Below are 17756 nucleotides of genomic sequence, written 5' to 3'. Positions count from 1 at the left end.
GGCATCGAGGCTTTTCGACCGCCGGGCCCATTTCGGCAGGATGCTTGAGGTGAAGCGGACCTTCTTCTCCGCGGGCATATGGTGGCCCGGTCGCGGGACTTTCGGGCGGCGCACGTCGAGCGGACCGATGCCGGTCTGAAATGCTGCGCTGTGGCCCATAACCATGCCGGACGATCCGTTGCCGGCCATCCGGCAAAGCCTCCTCGGCATATTGCTCCACAAAGGTATCGGCTTCGGCCCGAAGTGCCGCCGCAAGCATCCTGCGGGCGCCGTCACGGGCAATTTCTGTCAGAGGATCCGCAACAGATCCGGGCTGGTACAGCGGGGTAATCGTGATATCATCTTTCATAGGCGTATCGTTCCTTTTGGAAGTTCTGGCAGGCTTCAGCACCCGCCACGATACGCCACCTCCTCAAACTGCGTCACCCAGATTCGCGTATAGCTCCGCGCTCACCGTTTCAGGAGTGTTCGATTGTGGATCAACGCGAGGAGTTTGGTCGTGTCGCGAAGGTGGTGGGAAATTTGAAGGCGGCGTAATCTCCCGGGTGATTCAACCCACCCAACCGGCGGCAGCAACCGCCAGGAGATCACGCCATGGACCAGACTACAGACACGACCACGCCAGCGCTACTGTGCAGCGACGTCGGCTACGATCCCATCGAGGATCGGCTTCGGCAGAACATCCGCGCTACGATCGAGGCGCTGTTCGAGGAAGAGCTCGCGGCCGTCATCGGGCGCTGCCGCTATGACCGCGGCGGCGGCTTGAAGAAGGGCTATCGGCACGGCCATCGCGACCGCCAGCTCGTCGGCACCTTCGGAACCGAAACGGTCAGCGTGCCGCGCGCGCGGATCGAGAACGAAGAGGGCAAGATCACGGAATGGCGATCACGGGCGCTGCCGCGTTATCAGCGTCTGACGAAGAAGGCCGAGGCCCTGATCGCCCGGTCTATCTGGCCGGCACGAACACGCGGCGGGTCAAGCGCGCGCTGTTCGGCCTGTTTCAGGGGCGGTCGGCAAGGATGTCGTCAGCCGGGCCTGGCGCAAGGTGAAGGTCGACTGGGACGCGTGGTGCGCACGCAGCCTCGCCGATGAGGACATCGTCCGTCTGATCCTGGACGGCACCGTCATCAAGACCCGTCTGGACCGCAAGGCCACGAACATCTCGGTGCTGGCGGCAATCGGCGTGCGCCGCGACGGGCAGAAGGTGTTGCTCGCCATCAAGAACACGGGCGGCGAAAGCAAGGCGGCATAGGGCGGGTTCCTCGGGCGGGTTCCTCGCCGATCTCGATGCGCGTGGCCTGAAGCGACCGGACTTCGTCATTGTCGATGGCGCTCCCGGGCTGGAAGCCGCCCTCATTGCGCTCTGGGGCGAAGAGCTGCCGATCCAGCGGTGCACGGTGCACAAGCACCGCAACCTTCTCGGCCATGCCCCGAAGCGCATGCACGACGAGCTGACCGAGGACTACCCGCGACATGATCTACGCCGACACCGCTGCCGAGATCGAAATCCGGCGCAAGGCGTTCCTGCGCAAATGGCGCCTGAAATGCCGTGCGATCACCGACAGCCTCGAGGAAGCCGGGGATAGGCTCTTTGCCTTCACCTGCCTCGATCCGTCCCAGTGGAAGTCGGCACGAACGACAAACGCGATCGAGCGGCTCAACGAGGAATTCCGCCGCCGGATCAAGACGCAGACCGTGCTGCCCTGCGCCGAAAACCGTGCCGATGCTGCTCTGGGCACTGCTCGCCTCCGGTCAGATCCAGCTGCGCAAGGTCGATGGATGGGAGACGCTTTCTCACCGATCGAACCGATTCAAGCTTGCCCTCGCCGCCTGAGAAGCGGAACCTTCACATGCCCGGAACACATCGCCAGGGAATTTCCACCAGATATAAGACACGACCTTCCTCGGCGCGCATATCGAGAGATTGTGCGAAGAGCTTGCTGAAGAGCAGGCGCTCGTCATGGCTGTTCGCATCCTGCCGAGCAACCGTCTGCCGTTGCGATTCGGTATCGCTTTTTGAGATATCGCGAGGCGTTTTGTCGGGTAGCGTCCAAGGAGCTGGTGTAATTTCAGTGCCGTCAACGGTGTGATCCTGGGTGGCCATCGAGGTGTATGGTCGAGGTGGAGTTTGCTGACTTCAACCCCGGACCACATGGAGACCCCGATGACCAAGACGAACATGGACCTGTCCGAACTTCTGGCCAAGCACGATCAGGGAGACTTTCTGCGCAGCGTTGCCGAGGCCGTCCTGCAGCTGATCATGGAGGCGGATGTTGAAGGCCTGATCGGCGCTGGCAAGCACGAGCGCAGCGGCGAACGCACAACGTGGCGTAACGGGTATCGAGAGCGCGCTCTCGATACCCGTCTGGGCACGCTGAACCTGCGGGTTCCCAAGCTGCGTCAAGGCAGTTACTTCCCGGGCTTTTCTCGAAGCGCGCAAGACCTCGGAACAGGCGCTGGTGGCCGTCATCCAGGAGGCGTGGATCAGTGGTGTCTCGACCCGTCGCGTCGATGAGCTGGTGCAGGCCATGGGGCTGAGCGGCATTTCGAAGAGCACGGTGTCGAAGCTGTGCAAGGACATCGACGAACGTGTCGGCGAGTTCCTGAACCGCCCGCTCACCGGCGAATGGCCCTATCTCTGGCTCGACGCCACCTATCTGAAGGTGCGCCAGGGCGGACGGATCGTACCAGTCGCCGCAATAATCGCCGTGGCCGCCAACACCGAGGGACGCCGTGAGATCATCGGCCTCGGTATCGGCCCGTCCGAGGCCGAGACATTCTGGACCGAGTTCCTTCGATCCCTGCGCGTTCGCGGCCTGGGGGGCGTCAGACTGGTCATCAGCGACGCGCATACAGGCCTCAAAGCCGCCATCGCCCGGGTCTTCGAAGCAACCTGGCAACGCTGTCGCGTCCACTGGATGCGCAACGCCCTGGCCCATGTCTCGCGTGGTCAGCATACTGTCGTCGCCGCTGCCATCCGACAGGCCTTCGATCAACCCGACCGCACCCATGCCGGCGAAACCTGGCGCAAGGTCGCAGAGCAACTGCGCCCGCGCTGGCCAAAACTGGCCGATCTCATGGATGCCAGCGAGCACGACGTGCTGGCCTACATGTCATTCCCGCGCCAGCATCGCACCAAACTGCACAGCACGAACCCAATTGAACGTCTGAACAAGGAGGTCAAGCGACGCGCCGACGTCGTCGGGATCTTCCCCAATGAAGCATCCATCATGCGTTTGATCGGCGCCGTGCTCTTCGAGCAGAATGACGAATGGCAGACATCAAGCCGCTACATGATGGTCGAGGCATTCGCACAGATCGACAAGGAAGAGATCGATCCCATCCTCAGCATAACCACAAAAGCCGCCTGATCATGACCTCAGGCCATCCAGAAAATTACACCAGCTTGACGGACGCGACCTTTTGTCGGAAACAGAACACAGATTGTCCGAATGCGTGGTGCCCGTAGCACTTTGCGGAACAATGGCATGTCCGAGCATATGTGCAGGGTCAGCGATGTCGGACGAACGCAAGCCGGGTGTCTCACCGTCTCTTGCAAGCCCGAGCGCAGCACGGACACCTTGTGCCCGCGCGTACCACTCATGTATCGGCAATGCCCTCCAACCTGAGCCAAGACCGTGGCGGCACGCGATCGCAATGGCGGTATCAAGGTAATGCAGGGCGAGTGCAAGATTGAGACGGCGGCCTGCTACACCAAGCACAAGCTGATCATCTGGAACAGGCAGATTCGCAGCGTCAAAGCGCTCCTTGACGAAAACGTCATCGTAAAGAGAGCGGCCTTGGTCATGTGCCACAAGAAGTTCTCGGGCCCTCTCTAAATGAATGAGCGCCTGATTCCACGCAGACATGCCCGTCACCCGCCCACGCAGACATGTGTCGTGACGCTTCGGCATCATGCGTCCCTCGCCCCGACGGACAGCCCGGCGCAAGAGCGCGCCGTCCGGCTCGCAGAAGGGTCGGCGTGAGCGGCTGTTGCACGGCGATTTGTGCCGGTGGACAACATTAATCGAGACCCTTGAGATGGTGCTGAGCCCGGAGCCCGGAGCCCGGAGCCTCAAGTGTCTGATTTAATTGTTTTTATCCGAAAAAACTGGCTGGGGGACCTGGATTCGAACCAGGACTAGCGGAGTCAGAGTCCGCGGTTCTACCGTTAAACTATCCCCCAGCATTCGCGGCGAACCATCCGCGAGGGGCGATGCGACGCAGCGCCGCCGATCGATGGCGCGTATTTAGCGAGCGCAGAGCGGCTTGTCCAGTCCCTTCACGCAGCGAAATCCGGCTTTCATTGCGCCGTCCAGCCGCCATCGACCAGGAGCGAGGTGCCCGTGACGAGGCGCGAGGCGTCGCTGGCGAGAAAAACCACCGCGCCCATCAGGTCCTCGGCCTCGCCGACACGACCGAGTGCGATCTTCGACACGACGCTCTGCTCGAATGCGGGATCGGCCAGCATGCCCGCCGTCATCGGTGTGCGGATGAAGGTCGGGCACAGTGTGTTGACGCGGATACCCTCCTTGCCGACCTCCCAGGCAAGCGCCTTGGTGAAGCCCTCCATGGCGTGTTTCGTGGCGCAATAAACCGTGCGATTCGCACCGCCGACATGCCCCATCTGCGAGGACATGTTGATGATCGACCCGCCCTTGCCGGCGGTGATCATGCCTTTCACCACCGCCCGCATCAGGAAATAGGCCGCGCGCACGTTCAGATCGGTTACCGCGTCGTAATCGGCGGGTGTCATCTCGGTGAGCGGCGCAGGGCGGTTCATGCCGGCATTGTTGACGAGGATGTCATAAGGGCCGTTTTCTGCAACGAAGGCGGCGCTCGCATCGATATCGGTGACGTCGAGCGCATGGGCGCGGGCCGCAAAGCCCTCCTTGCCGAGCGCCTCGGCGAGGGCGGTGATCTCGTCGCCGCTGCGTGCCACGAGATCGACGGATGCGCCCGCCTGGGCCAGCGCACAGGCGGCGGCGAGGCCGATGCCGCGTCCGGCGCCGGTCACGAGGGCACGTCTTCCATCGAGGGAGAAGGAGGGGGTGCGCGGCAGCGGTTCCATGACGAGGCTCCTTGCGAAAAGCGGCGCTGACGGCGTCAGCGGATATACTGGTCGATATAATCGGCCCCGAGACCGTTTTGCGCATAAAAGGCGCGGCATTTGTCGAGCCGGGTGAAGACGTCGTCATAGCCCGTGACATTGCCGTCGGGATCGACATAGATCATCGCGCCGTTGACCTGAAACAGCGTGATCATTTCCTCGACATGCGGATCGACCACGAGCGTATGGGTCTCGCCCGGCGCCTCATAGACATAGCCGCCCTCGCGCGCCACCCAGTCATGCTCCAGATAGCGCCATTCGCCGCGCAGCACGAAACCGTGCACGGGCTGGGGATGGCGATGACGCGAGAGCACGCCGGATTTGCGCACGCGCAGAAGGTTCATCCAGTAGCCGCGCGTGACGCTCAGGCAGAGCGGGCGGAACCAGACATTCTCCTCCACCGGCACCCAGACGCGCTCATCCGTGGGGATGGCGTCGGGGACGATCAGCTCCGGGGGAGATTCGGCAGGCTGAGGGTGGCGGTAGGGGGTCCATTTGTCGTTCATGGTGTTTCCTCCAAATCGTTCAGACGCTCGCATAACCGCCATCCACCGGCAGGATCGTGCCGGTGATGAAGCCGGCGGCGGGTGAGGCGAGAAAGAGCGCGGCTGCGGCGATCTCCTCCGGCGTTCCGAAACGGTCCATCGGCGTGCGCGCGAGGATCGGACCGGCGCGGGCGGGATCGTCCTGCAGGGCCTGTGTCAGGGGCGTGGCAATCCAGCCGGGTGCGAGCGCATTGACGCGCACGCCCTGCGGCGCCCAGGCGGCGGCGAGGCTGCGGGTGAGCTGCGCGATGCCGCCCTTGGAGGCAGAATAGCCCGGCACGCGCGGCCCGCCGAAGAAGCTCAGCATCGAGGCCAGATTGATGACGCAGCCGCGCCCCGCCGTGAGCCGCTCCAAAGCAGCGCTGCACAGGCGCATGCTGCCGTTGAGATTGATGTCGATGACCTGCGCGAACACGTCCGGATCATGCTCCGCATCGCGACGGATGATGCCCGCGGCATTGACGAGCACTGCGAGGCGCTCGGGCAGTGCGTCGATACAGGATGTGATGGCGGCGGGGTCGCGCACGTCGAGATCGATGAAGCGGATGCCGGCATTGCCGGGGTCGCGCGCGGCTTCATCGGGGGAGGGATCGCCGACGCCGCCGGCTATGACCTGCGCGCCATGATCGCGGAAGGCACGGGCGCAGGCGAGCCCGATCCCGCTGGTCCCGCCGGAGACGAGCACATGCTGCCCGGCGAAGAGATCGCCGGCGAAGGTGGCTTTGGTCGCGGGCGTCGCGTTCATGGCGTTCTCTCGGGTCGACATCGGCTGTCCCTGCCGTTGCGGCAGGTGCGGTATCAACGACTATCGTTGCGTGAGCGGGCCCGATCAATGGGCGTTTCGCGCATGTGCGTGTTGAGCGATCCCGGAATGGCGCCAGGCGGGATCGCATGGCGGAGCGCGCGCGGCTATGCTCGTGCGAACCACTTCTTCATCGAGGGATGCGGGATCGCGCGGCTCATGCAGGACAGTTTCGCCAATCCGTGGCGCGGCAGTGGAATCGCTGTCGATGCGCCGTTTCCGCTCGACGATGCCGGTGATGTCGCCCGCCTCCTCGCCGCTTGCCCGGCCCATGCGCCGACGCCGCTGCATGAGGTTCCCGCGCTCGCCACGCGCGCCGGCGTTGCACAGATCTTCCTCAAGGACGAGCGCGCCCGGATGGGGCTCGGCAGCTTCAAGGCGCTGGGTGCCGCCCATGCGATCGCGCGCGCAGCGTCGCAGAATGTGCAGGACAATGATTGGGCGCACGCGCTTTCCGGGTGGATCTACGTTACCGCGAGCGCAGGCAATCACGGGCTCTCGGTCGCTGCCGGTGCGCGTCTGTTCGGGGCGCAGGCGGTGATCTATCTCGCACACAGCGTGCCCGAGGCCTTCGCCGAACGGCTTGCGGCGAAGGGGGCGCAGGTGGTGCGCGCAGGCGCGACCTATGAGGAGAGCATGGCGGCGGCTGAAGAAGCCGCGCGCGCGCCGGGTCATACGCTTCTGTCGGACAGTTCCTGGCCGGGCTACACGGAACTGCCCCTGCGGGTGATGGAGGGCTATCTCCAGCTCGCCGCCGAGGCCACAGCGCAGATTCATGCGCCGCCGACGCATATCCTGCTCCAGGCCGGTGTCGGCGGGCTCGCCGCTGCCGTCGCGGCCCATGCGCGGGCCGTCTGGGGGGATGCGCCGACCATCATCGTCGTGGAGCCGCAAGCCGCGCCGGCATTGATTGCGAGCATCCGGGCCGGCCACGCGGTCACGACGCAGGGACCGGTCTCCGCCATGGGGCGGCTCGATTGCAAGGCGCCGTCGCTGATTGCGCTCAAAGGGCTTTCGCGCGATGCGGATATCTTCGTCACGATCAGCGAGGAGCAGGCCGCGCGGGCCGTGGGCATCCTCGCGCAAGAAGGCTTCGCCACGACACCATCGGGCGCTGCCGGGATCGCGGCGCTCTTCGCCGGGCTCGATTGCGGGCACGACGCGCGGGTGATGGCGATCCTCAGCGAGGGGCGGGAGGGGGCGTGAAACCGCGCCTCAAGCCACCCGCTTTCCCTTCACCCATGTGCCGCGCACGACCGGGGTACCGTTCACCTCGCGAAAGCGGATGATGTCGGCGCGCAAGCCCGGTTCGAGCGCGCCGCGATCGGTCAGGCCTGCGGCGCGGGCGGCGTTGCGGGTGACGGTGGCGATGCCGGCCGGCAGATCGTCGCTCTGGCGTGCCAGCGCGATCGCGCCCATCAGGAGCGAGGCGGGAATGTAATCGGAGGAGATGATGTCGAGCAGGCCCGCCTCGGCAGCCTCCAGGGCCGAGACATTGCCGGAATGCGAGCCGCCCCGGATCAGGTTCGGTCCGCCCATCATCACCGCGATGCCATGGGCGTGGCAGGCGCGGGCGGCTTCCAGCGTGGTGGGAAATTCCGCAAGCCCCGCCCCATGGGCGGCAGAGGCCGTGACATGATCTGTCGTCGTATCATCGTGGCTGGCGAGAATGGCGCCGAGTCGTTGCGCCCCCGCCACCGCCGCTGCCTCGTGCGCCGCGCGCACGCGGTTCCCCAAGGCCTGGCGCTCGGCGATATAGGTTTCGAAATCGGCGGGCGCTATGCCGTGCTTGCCGACCATATAAGTGCGCAGGCGATCGAGATCGGCGAATTGGCGCTGGCCGGGCGTGTGATCCATCATGCTGACGATGCCGACGCGGTCATCGGGGGAGAATTCCGCGATCTCGTCGATGAGTGTATCCGAGCAGATCTCGGCGCGCAGATGCAGGTAATGGCTGATGCGCAGCGCGCCTTTCGCGACCATGGCGAGAATCTCGCTGGCCATGCTGCGCGCATAGGGTTTGTAGCCCGCGCGCACTTTCGGCGCCTTGTGCTCGGAGCCGATGCGCAGGGCGTCGAAGACGGTGGTGATGCCCACGCCCGCGAGCTCCGCATCATGGGCGATGATCGCGTTCATATGCGGCCAGTCGACGCCCGGGCGCGGCGTCATGTGGCGTTCGAGATTGTCGGTATGCAGTTCGATCAGCCCTGGGGCGACGCAATCGCCTTCACAATCGATGGCGCCGGGAGCAGCGGTCGGACCGGGATCGATCGCCGCGATGACGCCGTCGCGGATGACGATGCTGCCGGTGATCACCTCCCCGGGGAGGATCAGGCGGGCATTGCCGAGGATGGTTTCGTGAATGGTTCCTTGCACGGAGGATCTCCGGATCGTGCTGTTATCGGCGCTTGCGGTGTTGTCGGTGATGGCGTCCAGAACGGCAAGAAAGCGCGCCACGCCCGTTGTGAGATCGGCATCGTTTTCCACGATATGCGCGCCGACCGGTGCGGGAAAGCGCCCGCGTGCGAGCCGCGCCGCAATCCCGTCCGGTGTCTCGCGACCGCGTGCCGCGAGGCGCCGTGCGAGGGTTTCATCGTCAGCCGTGATCACCACCACCGCAAGCGAGGGATCATGCGCCTGCGCGGCTGCGAGCGCTGCGCGCGAGCCGTTGAAGATCAGGGTGCGACCCTCGTTCAGGGGAGCGAGCGCCGCGCGCGGGATGCCGTAGGCGAGGCCGTGGGCCTGCCAGTGAAACGCGAATTCGCCGCGCGTGCGGCGGCGATCGAATTCGGCCTCGTCCACCGCCTCGTGATCCTCAGCCCCTGCATCAGCCGGGCGGGTGATGACCCGGCGCACGCGCCGCAGATCGGGCCGCTGGCTAAGGGCTGCGTCGATCAGCGCATCCTTGCCGGCGCCGGACGGGCCGACCACGGCGACGAGGCGCCCGGTCGGCGGCGTTTCGTCCCGTATCCGCCCCGTCATTGGCCGAGCCCTTCGGGCGTGGATCTTGCCGGCGTGAATTTCCCCACATCGATCTGCCGGTCGCAGACCCGCGCCCGTGCATCCGCATCGTGGAAAATCCCGAGGATGGCCGCGCCGCGCGCCTTGGCCTCCATGATCAGTTCCAGAACGGTTTCGCGATTGGCCGGATCGAGGCTCGCCGTGGGTTCGTCGAGCAGAAGCGCGGGCCAGGGATGGACGAAGCCGCGTGCGATATTGACACGTTGCTGCTCGCCGCCGGAGAAGGTCGCGGGCGCGAGTTGCCACAGGGACTGCGGAATGCGCAGGCGTTCCAGCAATGCGCCGGCGCGTGCGTGGGCCGTATCCGCATCGACACCGAGCCGCCGCAGGGGTTCGGCGACCACATCGAGCGTGGGCACGCGCGGGACCACGCGCAGAAACTGGCTGACATGGCCGAGCGTCTCACGCCGCAGGGCGAGGATATCGCGCGGCCGGGCGGTTTCGAGCGCCACCGCGCCGACGCGGATCGTTCCCGCCTCGATGCGGTAATTGCCGTAGACCATGCGCATCAGCGTCGATTTGCCCGCCCCCGAGGGCCCGGTCAGCGCGACGCATTCGCCGGGCACGACGCAGAGTTTTGCGCCGCGCATCACGCAAAGCGAGGCGCCGCCCTGATTGTGCAGGGTGAAGCTCTTCGAGACGTCATCGACGCTGATCATCGCGCATTCCTAGACCTGCAGAACCGAACTGACCAGCAATTGCGTATAGGCGTGCTGCGGATCGTCGAGCACCTGATCGGTGAGCCCGCTCTCAACCACATATCCACCCTGCATCACCATGAGCCTGTCGGCGAGAAGCCGCACCACGGCGAGATCGTGGGTCACGATCACGGCAGAAAGACCGAGATCGCGCACGAGCCCGCGCAAGAGATCGAGCAGCCGTGCCTGCACGCTGACATCGAGCCCGCCGGTCGGCTCGTCCATGAAGACGAGGCGCGGGTTGTTGACGAGGCTGCGGGCGATCTGGAGGCGCTGCTGCATGCCGCCCGAGAATGCACGCGGTGGATCGTCGATGCGGTCACGCGCGATCTCGACCCGCTCCAGCCAGTCGAGCGCGGCCTCGCGGATATCGCCGTAATGGCGCTGTCCGCGCGCCATCAGCGGCTCGCCGACATTGCCGCCGGCGCTGACGCCCATGCGCAGGCCGTCGCGCGGATTCTGATGCACATAAGCCCATTCCTCCCGCGCGAGCCGCCGCCGCCCGGCCTCCGACATGGTCGCCGGCAGATGCGTCTCGCCGGCGCGATCGCGGTAGCGGATCTGCCCGGCATCGCTTTCGAGATGACCGGCGAGGCAGGAGAGCAGCGTCGATTTTCCCGAGCCGCTCTCGCCGACAATGCCCATCACCTCACCCGGCCAGAGCATGAAGGACACATCGGCGCAGCCGATGCGGCTGCCATAGCTTTTCGTCAGGCCATCGGTTTCGAGAAGCGGCGTGCTCATTGCGGCAGCTCCGCATCGGCGTCATCCTCGAAGGGCGCCGCCATCAGGCCGCGATGGCCTGCGTCGCGGCGCTCCCGGCAATAATCGGTATCCGAGCAGACGAACATGCGCGTGCCGGCATCGTCCGTGATCACCTCGTCGAGATAACTGTCGCGCGCGCCACACAGCGCGCAGGGCTGGTCGGGCTTCGAGGCCTTGAAGGGGTAATCCTCGAAATCGAGGCTCTCGACCCGCGTATAGGGCGGCAGCGCATAGATGCGCTGCTCGCGCCCGGCGCCGAAGAGCTGCAGGGCGGGGCAATCGCCGAGTTTGGGATTGTCGAATTTCGGGATCGGCGAGGGATCCATCACGTAGCGGCCCTCGACCCTGACGGGATAGGCATAGGATTTGGCGATCTCGCCATGGCGGGCGATATCCTCGTAGAGACGCACATGCATCAGCCCGTATTCCGCGAGCGCGTGCATCTTGCGCGTCTCGGTCTCGCGCGGCTCCAGAAACCGCAGGGGCTCGGGGATCGGCACCTGGTAGACCAGGATCTGATCCTCGCGCAGGGGCGTTTCCGGGATGCGGTGGCGGGTCTGGATGAGGCTGGCCTCGGCAGTGCGTTCCGTTGTTGCGACATCCGCGACGCGGGCGAAGAAGGCGCGGATCGACACGGCGTTCGTCGTATCATCCGCGCCCTGGTCGATCACCTTCAGCGTATCCTCCGGCACAAGGCACGCCGCCGTCACCTGCACGCCGCCGGTGCCCCAGCCATAGGGCATGGGCATCTCGCGCGAGGCGAAGGGCACCTGGTAGCCGGGGATCGCCACGGCCTTCAGCAGCGCGCGGCGAATCATGCGCTTGGTCTGTTCGTCCAGATAGGCGAAATTGTAGTCGCTCATGCGCCGCCCCCCACATGCGCGAGCGCCTCTCTCCGCAATCTGCGGATCAGTTCGAGCTCGGCCTGGAAATCCACGTAATGCGGCAGCTTGATATGTTCGAGAAAGCCGCTCGCCTGGATGTTGTCGGCATGGGCGAGCACGAATTCCGCGTCCTGCGCCGGCGCGCCACCATTCTCCTCGCCGAGCTCGCGCCAGCGCAGGGCGCGGTCAACCAGCGCCATCGAGATCGCCTTGCGCTCGCCGCGCCCGAAGACCAGCCCGTAGCCGCGCGTGAACTGCGCTGGTTGCGTCTTCGAGCCGGTGAACTGGTTCACGCTCTCGCATTCGCTCACCGTGATCTCGCCGATCTCGATGGCGAAGCCGAGCTCGGGAATGTCCATCTCGACGGCAACAGTGCCGATGCGCAATTCGCCCACGAAAGGGTGATTGCGGCCATAGCCGCGCTGGGTCGAATAAGCCAGCGACAAGAGAAAACCCTCGTCTCCCCGCGCCAGCGCCTGCAGGCGCAGGGCGCGGCTAGCGGGCAGGGTGAGCGGGGCCCGGGTCAGATCAGGCGTGGCGTGCACATCCGGCGCGGCGTTCTCGCGCTGGATCAGATCCTCGCGGGCGAGGATGTCGGCGACATGCGGGGTATCATCCGCGCGCGGCTGTGGCGTCGGTTGTGGCTGTGACCTTTCGGATGTTGCGGCTTCGGCTGCCAGTTTGAAATCCAGTAAACGGTGCGTGTAATCGAAGGTCGGACCGAGCACCTGCCCGCCGGGCACATCCTTGAAGATCGCGCTGATGCGGCGCTCGCAGCGCATCGCCCCGGTCGCGATCGGGCGCGATGCGCCGAAGCGGGGCAGGGTGGTGCGATAGGCGCGGATCAGGAAGATCGCCTCGATCGTATCGCCGCGCGCCTGCTTGAGCGCGAGCGCGGCGAGATCGGGATCGTAGAGCGAGCCCTCCGCCATGACGCGATCGACGGCGAGCCCCATCTGCTCGCGGATCTGGTCGATGCCGATTTCCGGGATTGCCGCATCCCCGCGCCGCTCGCGCGCGAGCCAGTCATGCGCCGCCGCGATGGCGCGCTCGCCGCCCTTGACCGCCACATACATCAGCCCGCCTCCACACGTGTCGTACGCGGCAGCGCCGCAATCGCAGTGCCGCTGGTGAAGATGAAATCCAGCCCGCGCGGAAAATGCCGCGCATTGGCGATGAACGGATCGATTTCAGGCAGCGACAGCTGCGCATGCGTGCGGATGCCGGGGCCGGTCAGCCGCGCGCCCATGGCGGTGAGTGCGGGCAGTTCGACGATCAGCGTGGCGGAGCGGTCGGGATATGCATCGGTGCCAAGGGGATAATCGGAAAGCGGTGCGAGCGCTTCCCAATTGCCGAGGGCGAAGGCGGCATCGGCCCGCCCGGTGATCGGTGCGCCGGTGTGAAAGCGCAGGTAATTGCGGATCGGCGCGCTGTCGCAAGCGCCGGCGAGATGGACCGGCGTGGTCTCATCGGCGAGCGTCAGGAGCACCGCCGCCGCCGCCAGGGAGAGGCCGGGCGGCGGGCTCACGCCGGTGATCCGCGCAATCCGCCCCGGGCGCGCCATGGCCTGTAGCACGTCGCGAAAGACATGTGCCGCGTCGATTGCGGGCTGCGCGAAGCCTCCGGACAAAGCTGTGGCATCCATCGTCATTCTCCCCGCACCATGGTGAAGAAGGCGACCTGCGTCGCTGCCGCCTGCGATGCCCGCGCGGATCGCGTCTGCGCCTCGGCGGCGGCCAGCGGCTTCAGAATCGCGGCATCGACCCGCGCCGCGAGGGGGCCGGCCATCAGCGCATCGACCATTGCCGCAATACGCGCTTTCTCGCGGTCGCGCCCCTGCACATAGCCATGGCCGATCGTGCCGCAGGGCAGGCGCAGGGAGGCGCGGGTGACGGTCATCTCGCCGAGATTGAAGGGATCGCCTATGGCGCCGGCGCGCCCGCGCACCATCACCATGCCGGTCTCCGGTCGGCGCAGCCAGGTGATGCCGGCTTCGTCGGCATGGGCCGCGCCCTCTGGAAAATCATGCCACAAAGCTGCGAGCGCGCCGGGCCTGCTACGGGCGAGCAGGCCCATCCAGTCCTTGCGTTCCCTCGGATGGTTCGGCGCACTCATGGGACCTCGCATCAGGATGAAACGTCTCGCCGTCCAGACACTCGACAACTAGACAACTATACAAGTAGACAAGTATCGTGGAAACGCACTTCCCGCAAGCACCTTAATATGAAACTTTCACGACATGGATGAGACAGGGAATCAGGCCGCGCTCTGGGCCAGCATTCGCGATGCGCTGGAGGCGGATCTTGCGGCGGGGCTCTATGCGCCCGGTGACAAGCTGCCCAGCGAGGCGCAACTCGCCGCGCGGTTCTGCGCCAACCGGCACACGGTGCGGCGTGCGCTCGCTTCCCTGGCCGAGGCGGGCATCGTGCATGCGCGAAGGGGCGCCGGCGTGTTCGTGACGGCGCGTCCGACGCGCTACCGGATCGGGCGCCGCACGCGCTTCCATCAGAATCTGCATGCGGCGGGGCTGCATCCCGAGAAGCGGCACGTCCGGCTGGAGACGCGCCCGGCGGATGCGCGCGAGGCGCAGGCACTGGACCTTGCGCCCGGTGCACCAGTGCATGTCTGGGAGGGCGTGAGCATCGCCGACGGCACGCCGATCGCGCTGTTTCGCTCGGTCTTCTGCGCGGCCCGCTTTCCCGCCCTCAAGGAGGCGCTTGCGCAGACGCATTCGGTGACGGTGGCTCTCGCGCGCTGCGGCCTTGAGGATTACACGCGACGCGAGACCCGGGTCTCTGTCAGCATCGCCGACGCCATCAAGGCGCGCCATCTCATGCTCGATCCCGGTGCGCCGCTATTGCGTACCGTCGGGATCAATGTGGATCCCCAGGGCCGGCCCGTCGAATACGGCCGGACCTGGTTTGCCGGCGAGCGGGTCGAACTCGTCGTCGGCGATGAGTGAGTGTCTTTCGCCCAGGGAGAGCGCGCTGCATCCCCCGCACGGCTGACGATTTCTGCGCACTGGCTGATGCCGGCGTTCCCCTCTCCTTGGAGGGAGAGGGGAGATCGCATGGCATCACGGGCTTCAGGCTCCCTTGGCTTCCAGCCGTCGCGCATGCAGGACCGGCTCGGTATAACCCGAGGGCTGGACGCGGCCCTCAAAAACGAGGTCGCAGGCCGCCTTGAAGGCGGGGCCGTCGAAGTCCGGCGCCATCGGCTGATAGGCCGGATCGCCCGCATTCTGTTGATCCACGACCTTCGCCATGCGCTGCATCACCTCCATGACCTGGTCGCGGCTGACAACGCCGTGATGCAGCCAATTGGCGAGGTGCTGGGAGGAGATGCGGCAGGTGGCGCGGTCCTCCATCAGGCCGATATCGTTGATATCGGGCACCTTGGAGCAGCCCACACCCTGATCGACCCAGCGCACCACATAGCCGAGGATGCCCTGCGCATTGTTCTCGATCTCGGAGCGAACCTCCTCGTCCGACCAGTTGGGGCGATCGGCAAGCGGGATGGTGAGGATGTCGTCGAGGCGCGCGCCTTCGCGGCCTGCCAGCTCGCCCTGGCGCGCCTTGACGTCGATCTGATGGTAATGCGTGGCGTGCAGCACCGCGGCAGTGGGGGAGGGCACCCAGGCGCAATTCGCGCCGGCTTTGGGGTGGCCGATCTTCTGCTCCAGCATCGCAGCCATCAGATCGGGCATCGCCCACATGCCCTTGCCGATCTGGGCGCGTCCGCGCAGGCCGCAGGCGAGGCCGATATCGACGTTCCAGTCTTCATAGGCCTTGATCCAGGCCTGGCCCTTCATATCCGCCTTGCGCACCATCGGGCCGGCTTCCATGGAGGTGTGGATCTCGTCGCCGGTGCGATCAAGGAAACCGGTATTGATGAAGCATACGCGCGCCTTCGCCGCCCGGATGCACTCCTTCAGATTGACCGTGGTGCGCCGCTCCTCGTCCATGATGCCGACCTTGAGCGTGTTCGCCGACAGCCCCAGCACGTTCTCGACATGGCTGAAGATGGCGTCGGTGAAGGCGACCTCTTCCGGCCCGTGCATTTTCGGCTTGACGATATAGACCGAACCCGCGCGGGAATTGCCGGGGCGGGCCGGATCGCGCTTCAGATCATGGATGGCGATCAGCGCCGTGATCATGGCGTCGAGCAGGCCTTCGGGGGCCTCGTTGCCGTCGCGGTCGCGGATGGCGGGGTTGGTCATCAGATGCCCGACATTGCGCACCAGCATGAGCGAGCGCCCATGCAGCGTGAGGGCGGAGCCGTCCGGCGCGGTGTAGCTGCGATCCGGATTGAGGCGTCGGGTGAAGCGCGTGCCGCCCTTTGACACCTCCTCCGCGAGATCGCCCTTCATCAGGCCGAGCCAGTTGCGATAGGCCATGACCTTGTCCTGCGCATCGACGGCGGCGATGGAATCCTCGCAATCCATGATCGTCGAGACGGCGGCTTCCATGAGCACATCCGCGACGCCCGCCGCGTCTGTCTGGCCGATGGCGTGCTCGCGATCGATGACGATTTCCGCATGCAGCCCGTTATGGCGCAGAAGCACGCCTTTGGGCGTACCCGCATCCCCCGCATGGCCGGCGAATTGCGCCGGATCCTTCAGGCCGGCGGTGGTGCCGTCCGCCATCGCCACGGCGAGCGCGCCCTCCGCGATGCGGTATTCGCGTGCATCCGCATGCGAGCCCGCAGTGAGGGGAAAGCTGTCATCGAGGAATTTGCGGGCCCAGGCGATGACGCGGGCGCCGCGTGCGGGATCGTAATCCGAACCCTGCGGCAGGTCGCCCATTGCATCGGTGCCGTAGAGCGCATCATAGAGCGAACCCCAGCGCGCATTGGCGGCATTGAGCGCGTAGCGCGCATTCATCACCGGCACGACCAGCTGCGGTCCGGCAATCTCGGCGATTTCCGGATCGACATTTTGCGTCTCGACCGTGAAATCCGGCCCTTCCGGCACGAGATAGCCGATCTCCGCGAGGAAGGCCTTGTAGGCGGGCAGGTCGAAGGGCTTGCCGCGCCGTTCGCGGTGCCAGTCGTCGATCTGCTTCTGCATGGCCGCGCGCTTGTCCAGGAGTTCCCGGTTGCGCGGGCCGAAATCGTGGATCAGGGCCGCGAGTCCGGACCAGAAGGCGTCCGGCGCGATACCGCTCCCGGGCAGGGCCTCGTTCTCGATGAAGCCGTGCAGGGCCTTGTCGATGCCAAGACCATGGACGGTGATGCGATCATTCGCCGTGTTCTGCGCATTCATGTCATGATCCCCGATGCGTTTCCTGAATGATTCTGCGCCCGCCATCAGTCCGTCTCGCGGCTCCGGGGGGGCGGATTTCTCCGATGCCGAGAGGATAGCGCCGTGATGCGGTCCTGCAATTTCAAAGATTGACTTTTATTTTTGCGGATTCGGAAAAGATTGCGCGCATGTTTTATGGTCACGCTTCGCACACACTTGCCGCGAGGCTCTTGCAATGCCAGTTAGTCCTCATGTCGCATGCAAGCCTCCTCGCCCCCGTCTTCGTTCAGGTTGCCATGACCTTCATCCTGCTCTTCTGGATGGGGCGTGAACGCTATGCCGCCATCGCCCGCAAGGAGATCGATGTGCAGGACGTGGTCTTTGGCGACGGCAAATGGCCGAAAAAGGCGCGGCAGGTCGCGGCATCATTCCATAACCAGCTCGAGATTCCGCCACTGTTCTATCTCGTCAGCGTGCTCGCGCTGATTGCCGAGACGGCGGGGCCGGCCTTCCTCGCCCTCGCCTGGGCCTTCGTGATCAGCCGCATCGCCCATATGGCCATCCACGTCACGTCCAACGACGTGAAACTGCGCGGTCCCGCTTACGTCATCGGCGTGTTCGTCCTGATGGCCATGTGGGTTGACTTGGGCTTTTCTGTTATTTTCTAGCGTCTTAAAAGCATCAAATTT

Annotated in this window: 16 protein-coding genes, 1 tRNA gene and 3 pseudogenes; 5 read left to right on the top strand and 15 right to left on the bottom strand. The window is 65.5% G+C overall.

The annotated features are described in order from the left end of the window. A pseudogene (locus tag GA0071312_RS20645) lies at positions 1–349 on the bottom strand (IS256 family transposase); the annotation flags it as partial. 245 nt (positions 350–594) lie between these two features. On the opposite strand from GA0071312_RS20645, the pseudogene GA0071312_RS19275 reads away from it, so the two are divergent. Further along, a pseudogene (locus tag GA0071312_RS19275) lies at positions 595–1834 on the top strand (IS256 family transposase). A 12-nt stretch (positions 1835–1846) separates the two neighbouring features. Here the strand turns inward: GA0071312_RS19275 and GA0071312_RS20515 are convergent. Continuing rightward, positions 1847–2104, bottom strand: a complete 258-nt coding sequence (locus GA0071312_RS20515) for a hypothetical protein (protein ID WP_131817856.1) — start codon at positions 2102–2104, stop codon at positions 1847–1849. Positions 2105–2164: 60 nt separating this feature from the next. Between GA0071312_RS20515 and GA0071312_RS17260 the strand changes: the two are divergent. After that, positions 2165–3371, top strand: a pseudogene (locus tag GA0071312_RS17260) (IS256 family transposase). On the opposite strand, the gene GA0071312_RS20170 reads toward GA0071312_RS17260, so the two are convergent. The 5 genes from GA0071312_RS20170 to GA0071312_RS17240 form a co-directional block, all read right to left on the bottom strand. Next, positions 3372–3917 carry a hypothetical protein gene (locus GA0071312_RS20170; RefSeq protein ID WP_165604068.1) on the bottom strand — a complete coding sequence of 182 codons (546 nt, stop codon included), beginning with the start codon at positions 3915–3917 and terminating at the stop codon, positions 3372–3374. Between the two features lie 195 nt (positions 3918–4112). Further along, positions 4113–4186, bottom strand: a tRNA-Gln gene (locus GA0071312_RS17255). 117 nt (positions 4187–4303) lie between these two features. After that, positions 4304–5071, bottom strand: coding sequence for an SDR family NAD(P)-dependent oxidoreductase (locus GA0071312_RS17250; protein ID WP_074445963.1), 768 nt, complete (start codon positions 5069–5071; stop codon positions 4304–4306). 35 nt (positions 5072–5106) lie between these two features. Further along, complete coding sequence (locus GA0071312_RS17245) at positions 5107–5616, bottom strand: 2,4'-dihydroxyacetophenone dioxygenase family protein (RefSeq protein ID WP_074445962.1); 510 nt, start codon at positions 5614–5616, stop codon at positions 5107–5109. A 19-nt stretch (positions 5617–5635) separates the two neighbouring features. Beyond that, positions 5636–6400 carry an SDR family NAD(P)-dependent oxidoreductase gene (locus tag GA0071312_RS17240; RefSeq protein ID WP_108721895.1) on the bottom strand — a complete coding sequence of 255 codons (765 nt, stop codon included), beginning with the start codon at positions 6398–6400 and terminating at the stop codon, positions 5636–5638. A 216-nt stretch (positions 6401–6616) separates the two neighbouring features. Here GA0071312_RS17240 and GA0071312_RS17235 point away from each other — a divergent pair, with 216 nt between their 5' ends. Then, complete coding sequence (locus GA0071312_RS17235; protein WP_074446310.1) at positions 6617–7663, top strand: pyridoxal-phosphate dependent enzyme; 1047 nt, start codon at positions 6617–6619, stop codon at positions 7661–7663. Between the two features lie 9 nt (positions 7664–7672). On the opposite strand, the gene GA0071312_RS17230 is transcribed toward GA0071312_RS17235, so the two are convergent. The 7 genes from GA0071312_RS17230 to phnG are packed head-to-tail and all read right to left on the bottom strand — an operon-like array spanning position 7673 to position 13940. Beyond that, positions 7673–9439, bottom strand: a complete 1767-nt coding sequence (locus tag GA0071312_RS17230) for an alpha-D-ribose 1-methylphosphonate 5-triphosphate diphosphatase (RefSeq protein ID WP_083204651.1) — start codon at positions 9437–9439, stop codon at positions 7673–7675. Then, complete coding sequence (gene phnL / locus GA0071312_RS17220) at positions 9436–10137, bottom strand: phosphonate C-P lyase system protein PhnL (RefSeq protein ID WP_074445960.1); 702 nt, start codon at positions 10135–10137, stop codon at positions 9436–9438. Before phnL ends, GA0071312_RS17230 begins: the two co-directional genes overlap by 4 nt. Before the next feature lie 9 nt (positions 10138–10146). Then, on the bottom strand, positions 10147–10920 hold the full coding sequence (gene phnK / locus GA0071312_RS17215) for a phosphonate C-P lyase system protein PhnK (protein ID WP_074445959.1): 774 nt from the start codon (positions 10918–10920) through the stop codon (positions 10147–10149). After that, the gene (locus GA0071312_RS17210) at positions 10917–11804 is read right to left on the bottom strand and encodes an alpha-D-ribose 1-methylphosphonate 5-phosphate C-P-lyase PhnJ (protein WP_074445958.1); all 888 of its coding nucleotides are present in this window, start codon (positions 11802–11804) and stop codon (positions 10917–10919) included. Before GA0071312_RS17210 ends, phnK begins: the two co-directional genes overlap by 4 nt. Then, complete coding sequence (locus GA0071312_RS17205) at positions 11801–12901, bottom strand: carbon-phosphorus lyase complex subunit (protein WP_074445957.1); 1101 nt, start codon at positions 12899–12901, stop codon at positions 11801–11803. Before GA0071312_RS17205 ends, GA0071312_RS17210 begins: the two co-directional genes overlap by 4 nt. Further along, positions 12901–13470 (bottom strand): phosphonate C-P lyase system protein PhnH, encoded by a 570-nt coding sequence (gene phnH / locus GA0071312_RS17200; protein ID WP_074445956.1) that lies wholly within the window; start codon positions 13468–13470, stop codon positions 12901–12903. The genes GA0071312_RS17205 and phnH overlap by 1 nt, the downstream gene beginning before the upstream one ends. Positions 13471–13472: 2 nt before the next feature. Further along, a complete protein-coding gene (phnG, locus tag GA0071312_RS17195) occupies positions 13473–13940 on the bottom strand; it encodes a phosphonate C-P lyase system protein PhnG (RefSeq protein ID WP_074445955.1) in 468 nt (155 codons plus the stop codon). Between the two features lie 124 nt (positions 13941–14064). Here phnG and phnF point away from each other — a divergent pair, with 124 nt between their 5' ends. Continuing rightward, positions 14065–14787, top strand: a complete 723-nt coding sequence (gene phnF / locus GA0071312_RS17190; RefSeq protein ID WP_074445954.1) for a phosphonate metabolism transcriptional regulator PhnF — start codon at positions 14065–14067, stop codon at positions 14785–14787. Between the two features lie 123 nt (positions 14788–14910). Here the strand turns inward: phnF and GA0071312_RS17185 are convergent, their stop codons facing one another. After that, the gene (locus GA0071312_RS17185; RefSeq protein ID WP_074446308.1) at positions 14911–17088 is read right to left on the bottom strand and encodes a malate synthase G; all 2178 of its coding nucleotides are present in this window, start codon (positions 17086–17088) and stop codon (positions 14911–14913) included. Positions 17089–17318: 230 nt separating this feature from the next. Here GA0071312_RS17185 and GA0071312_RS17180 point away from each other — a divergent pair, with 230 nt between their 5' ends. Next, on the top strand, positions 17319–17735 hold the full coding sequence (locus GA0071312_RS17180) for an MAPEG family protein (protein ID WP_074445953.1): 417 nt from the start codon (positions 17319–17321) through the stop codon (positions 17733–17735). Positions 17736–17756: the final 21 nt, after the last annotated feature.

Origin of the sequence: Saliniramus fredricksonii (assembly GCF_900094735.1) — a bacterium.
GTDB lineage: Bacteria > Pseudomonadota > Alphaproteobacteria > Rhizobiales > Beijerinckiaceae > Saliniramus > Saliniramus fredricksonii.
Note: the sequence above shows the minus strand (reverse complement) of the source record. Positions and strands in the feature narration are given on the sequence as shown.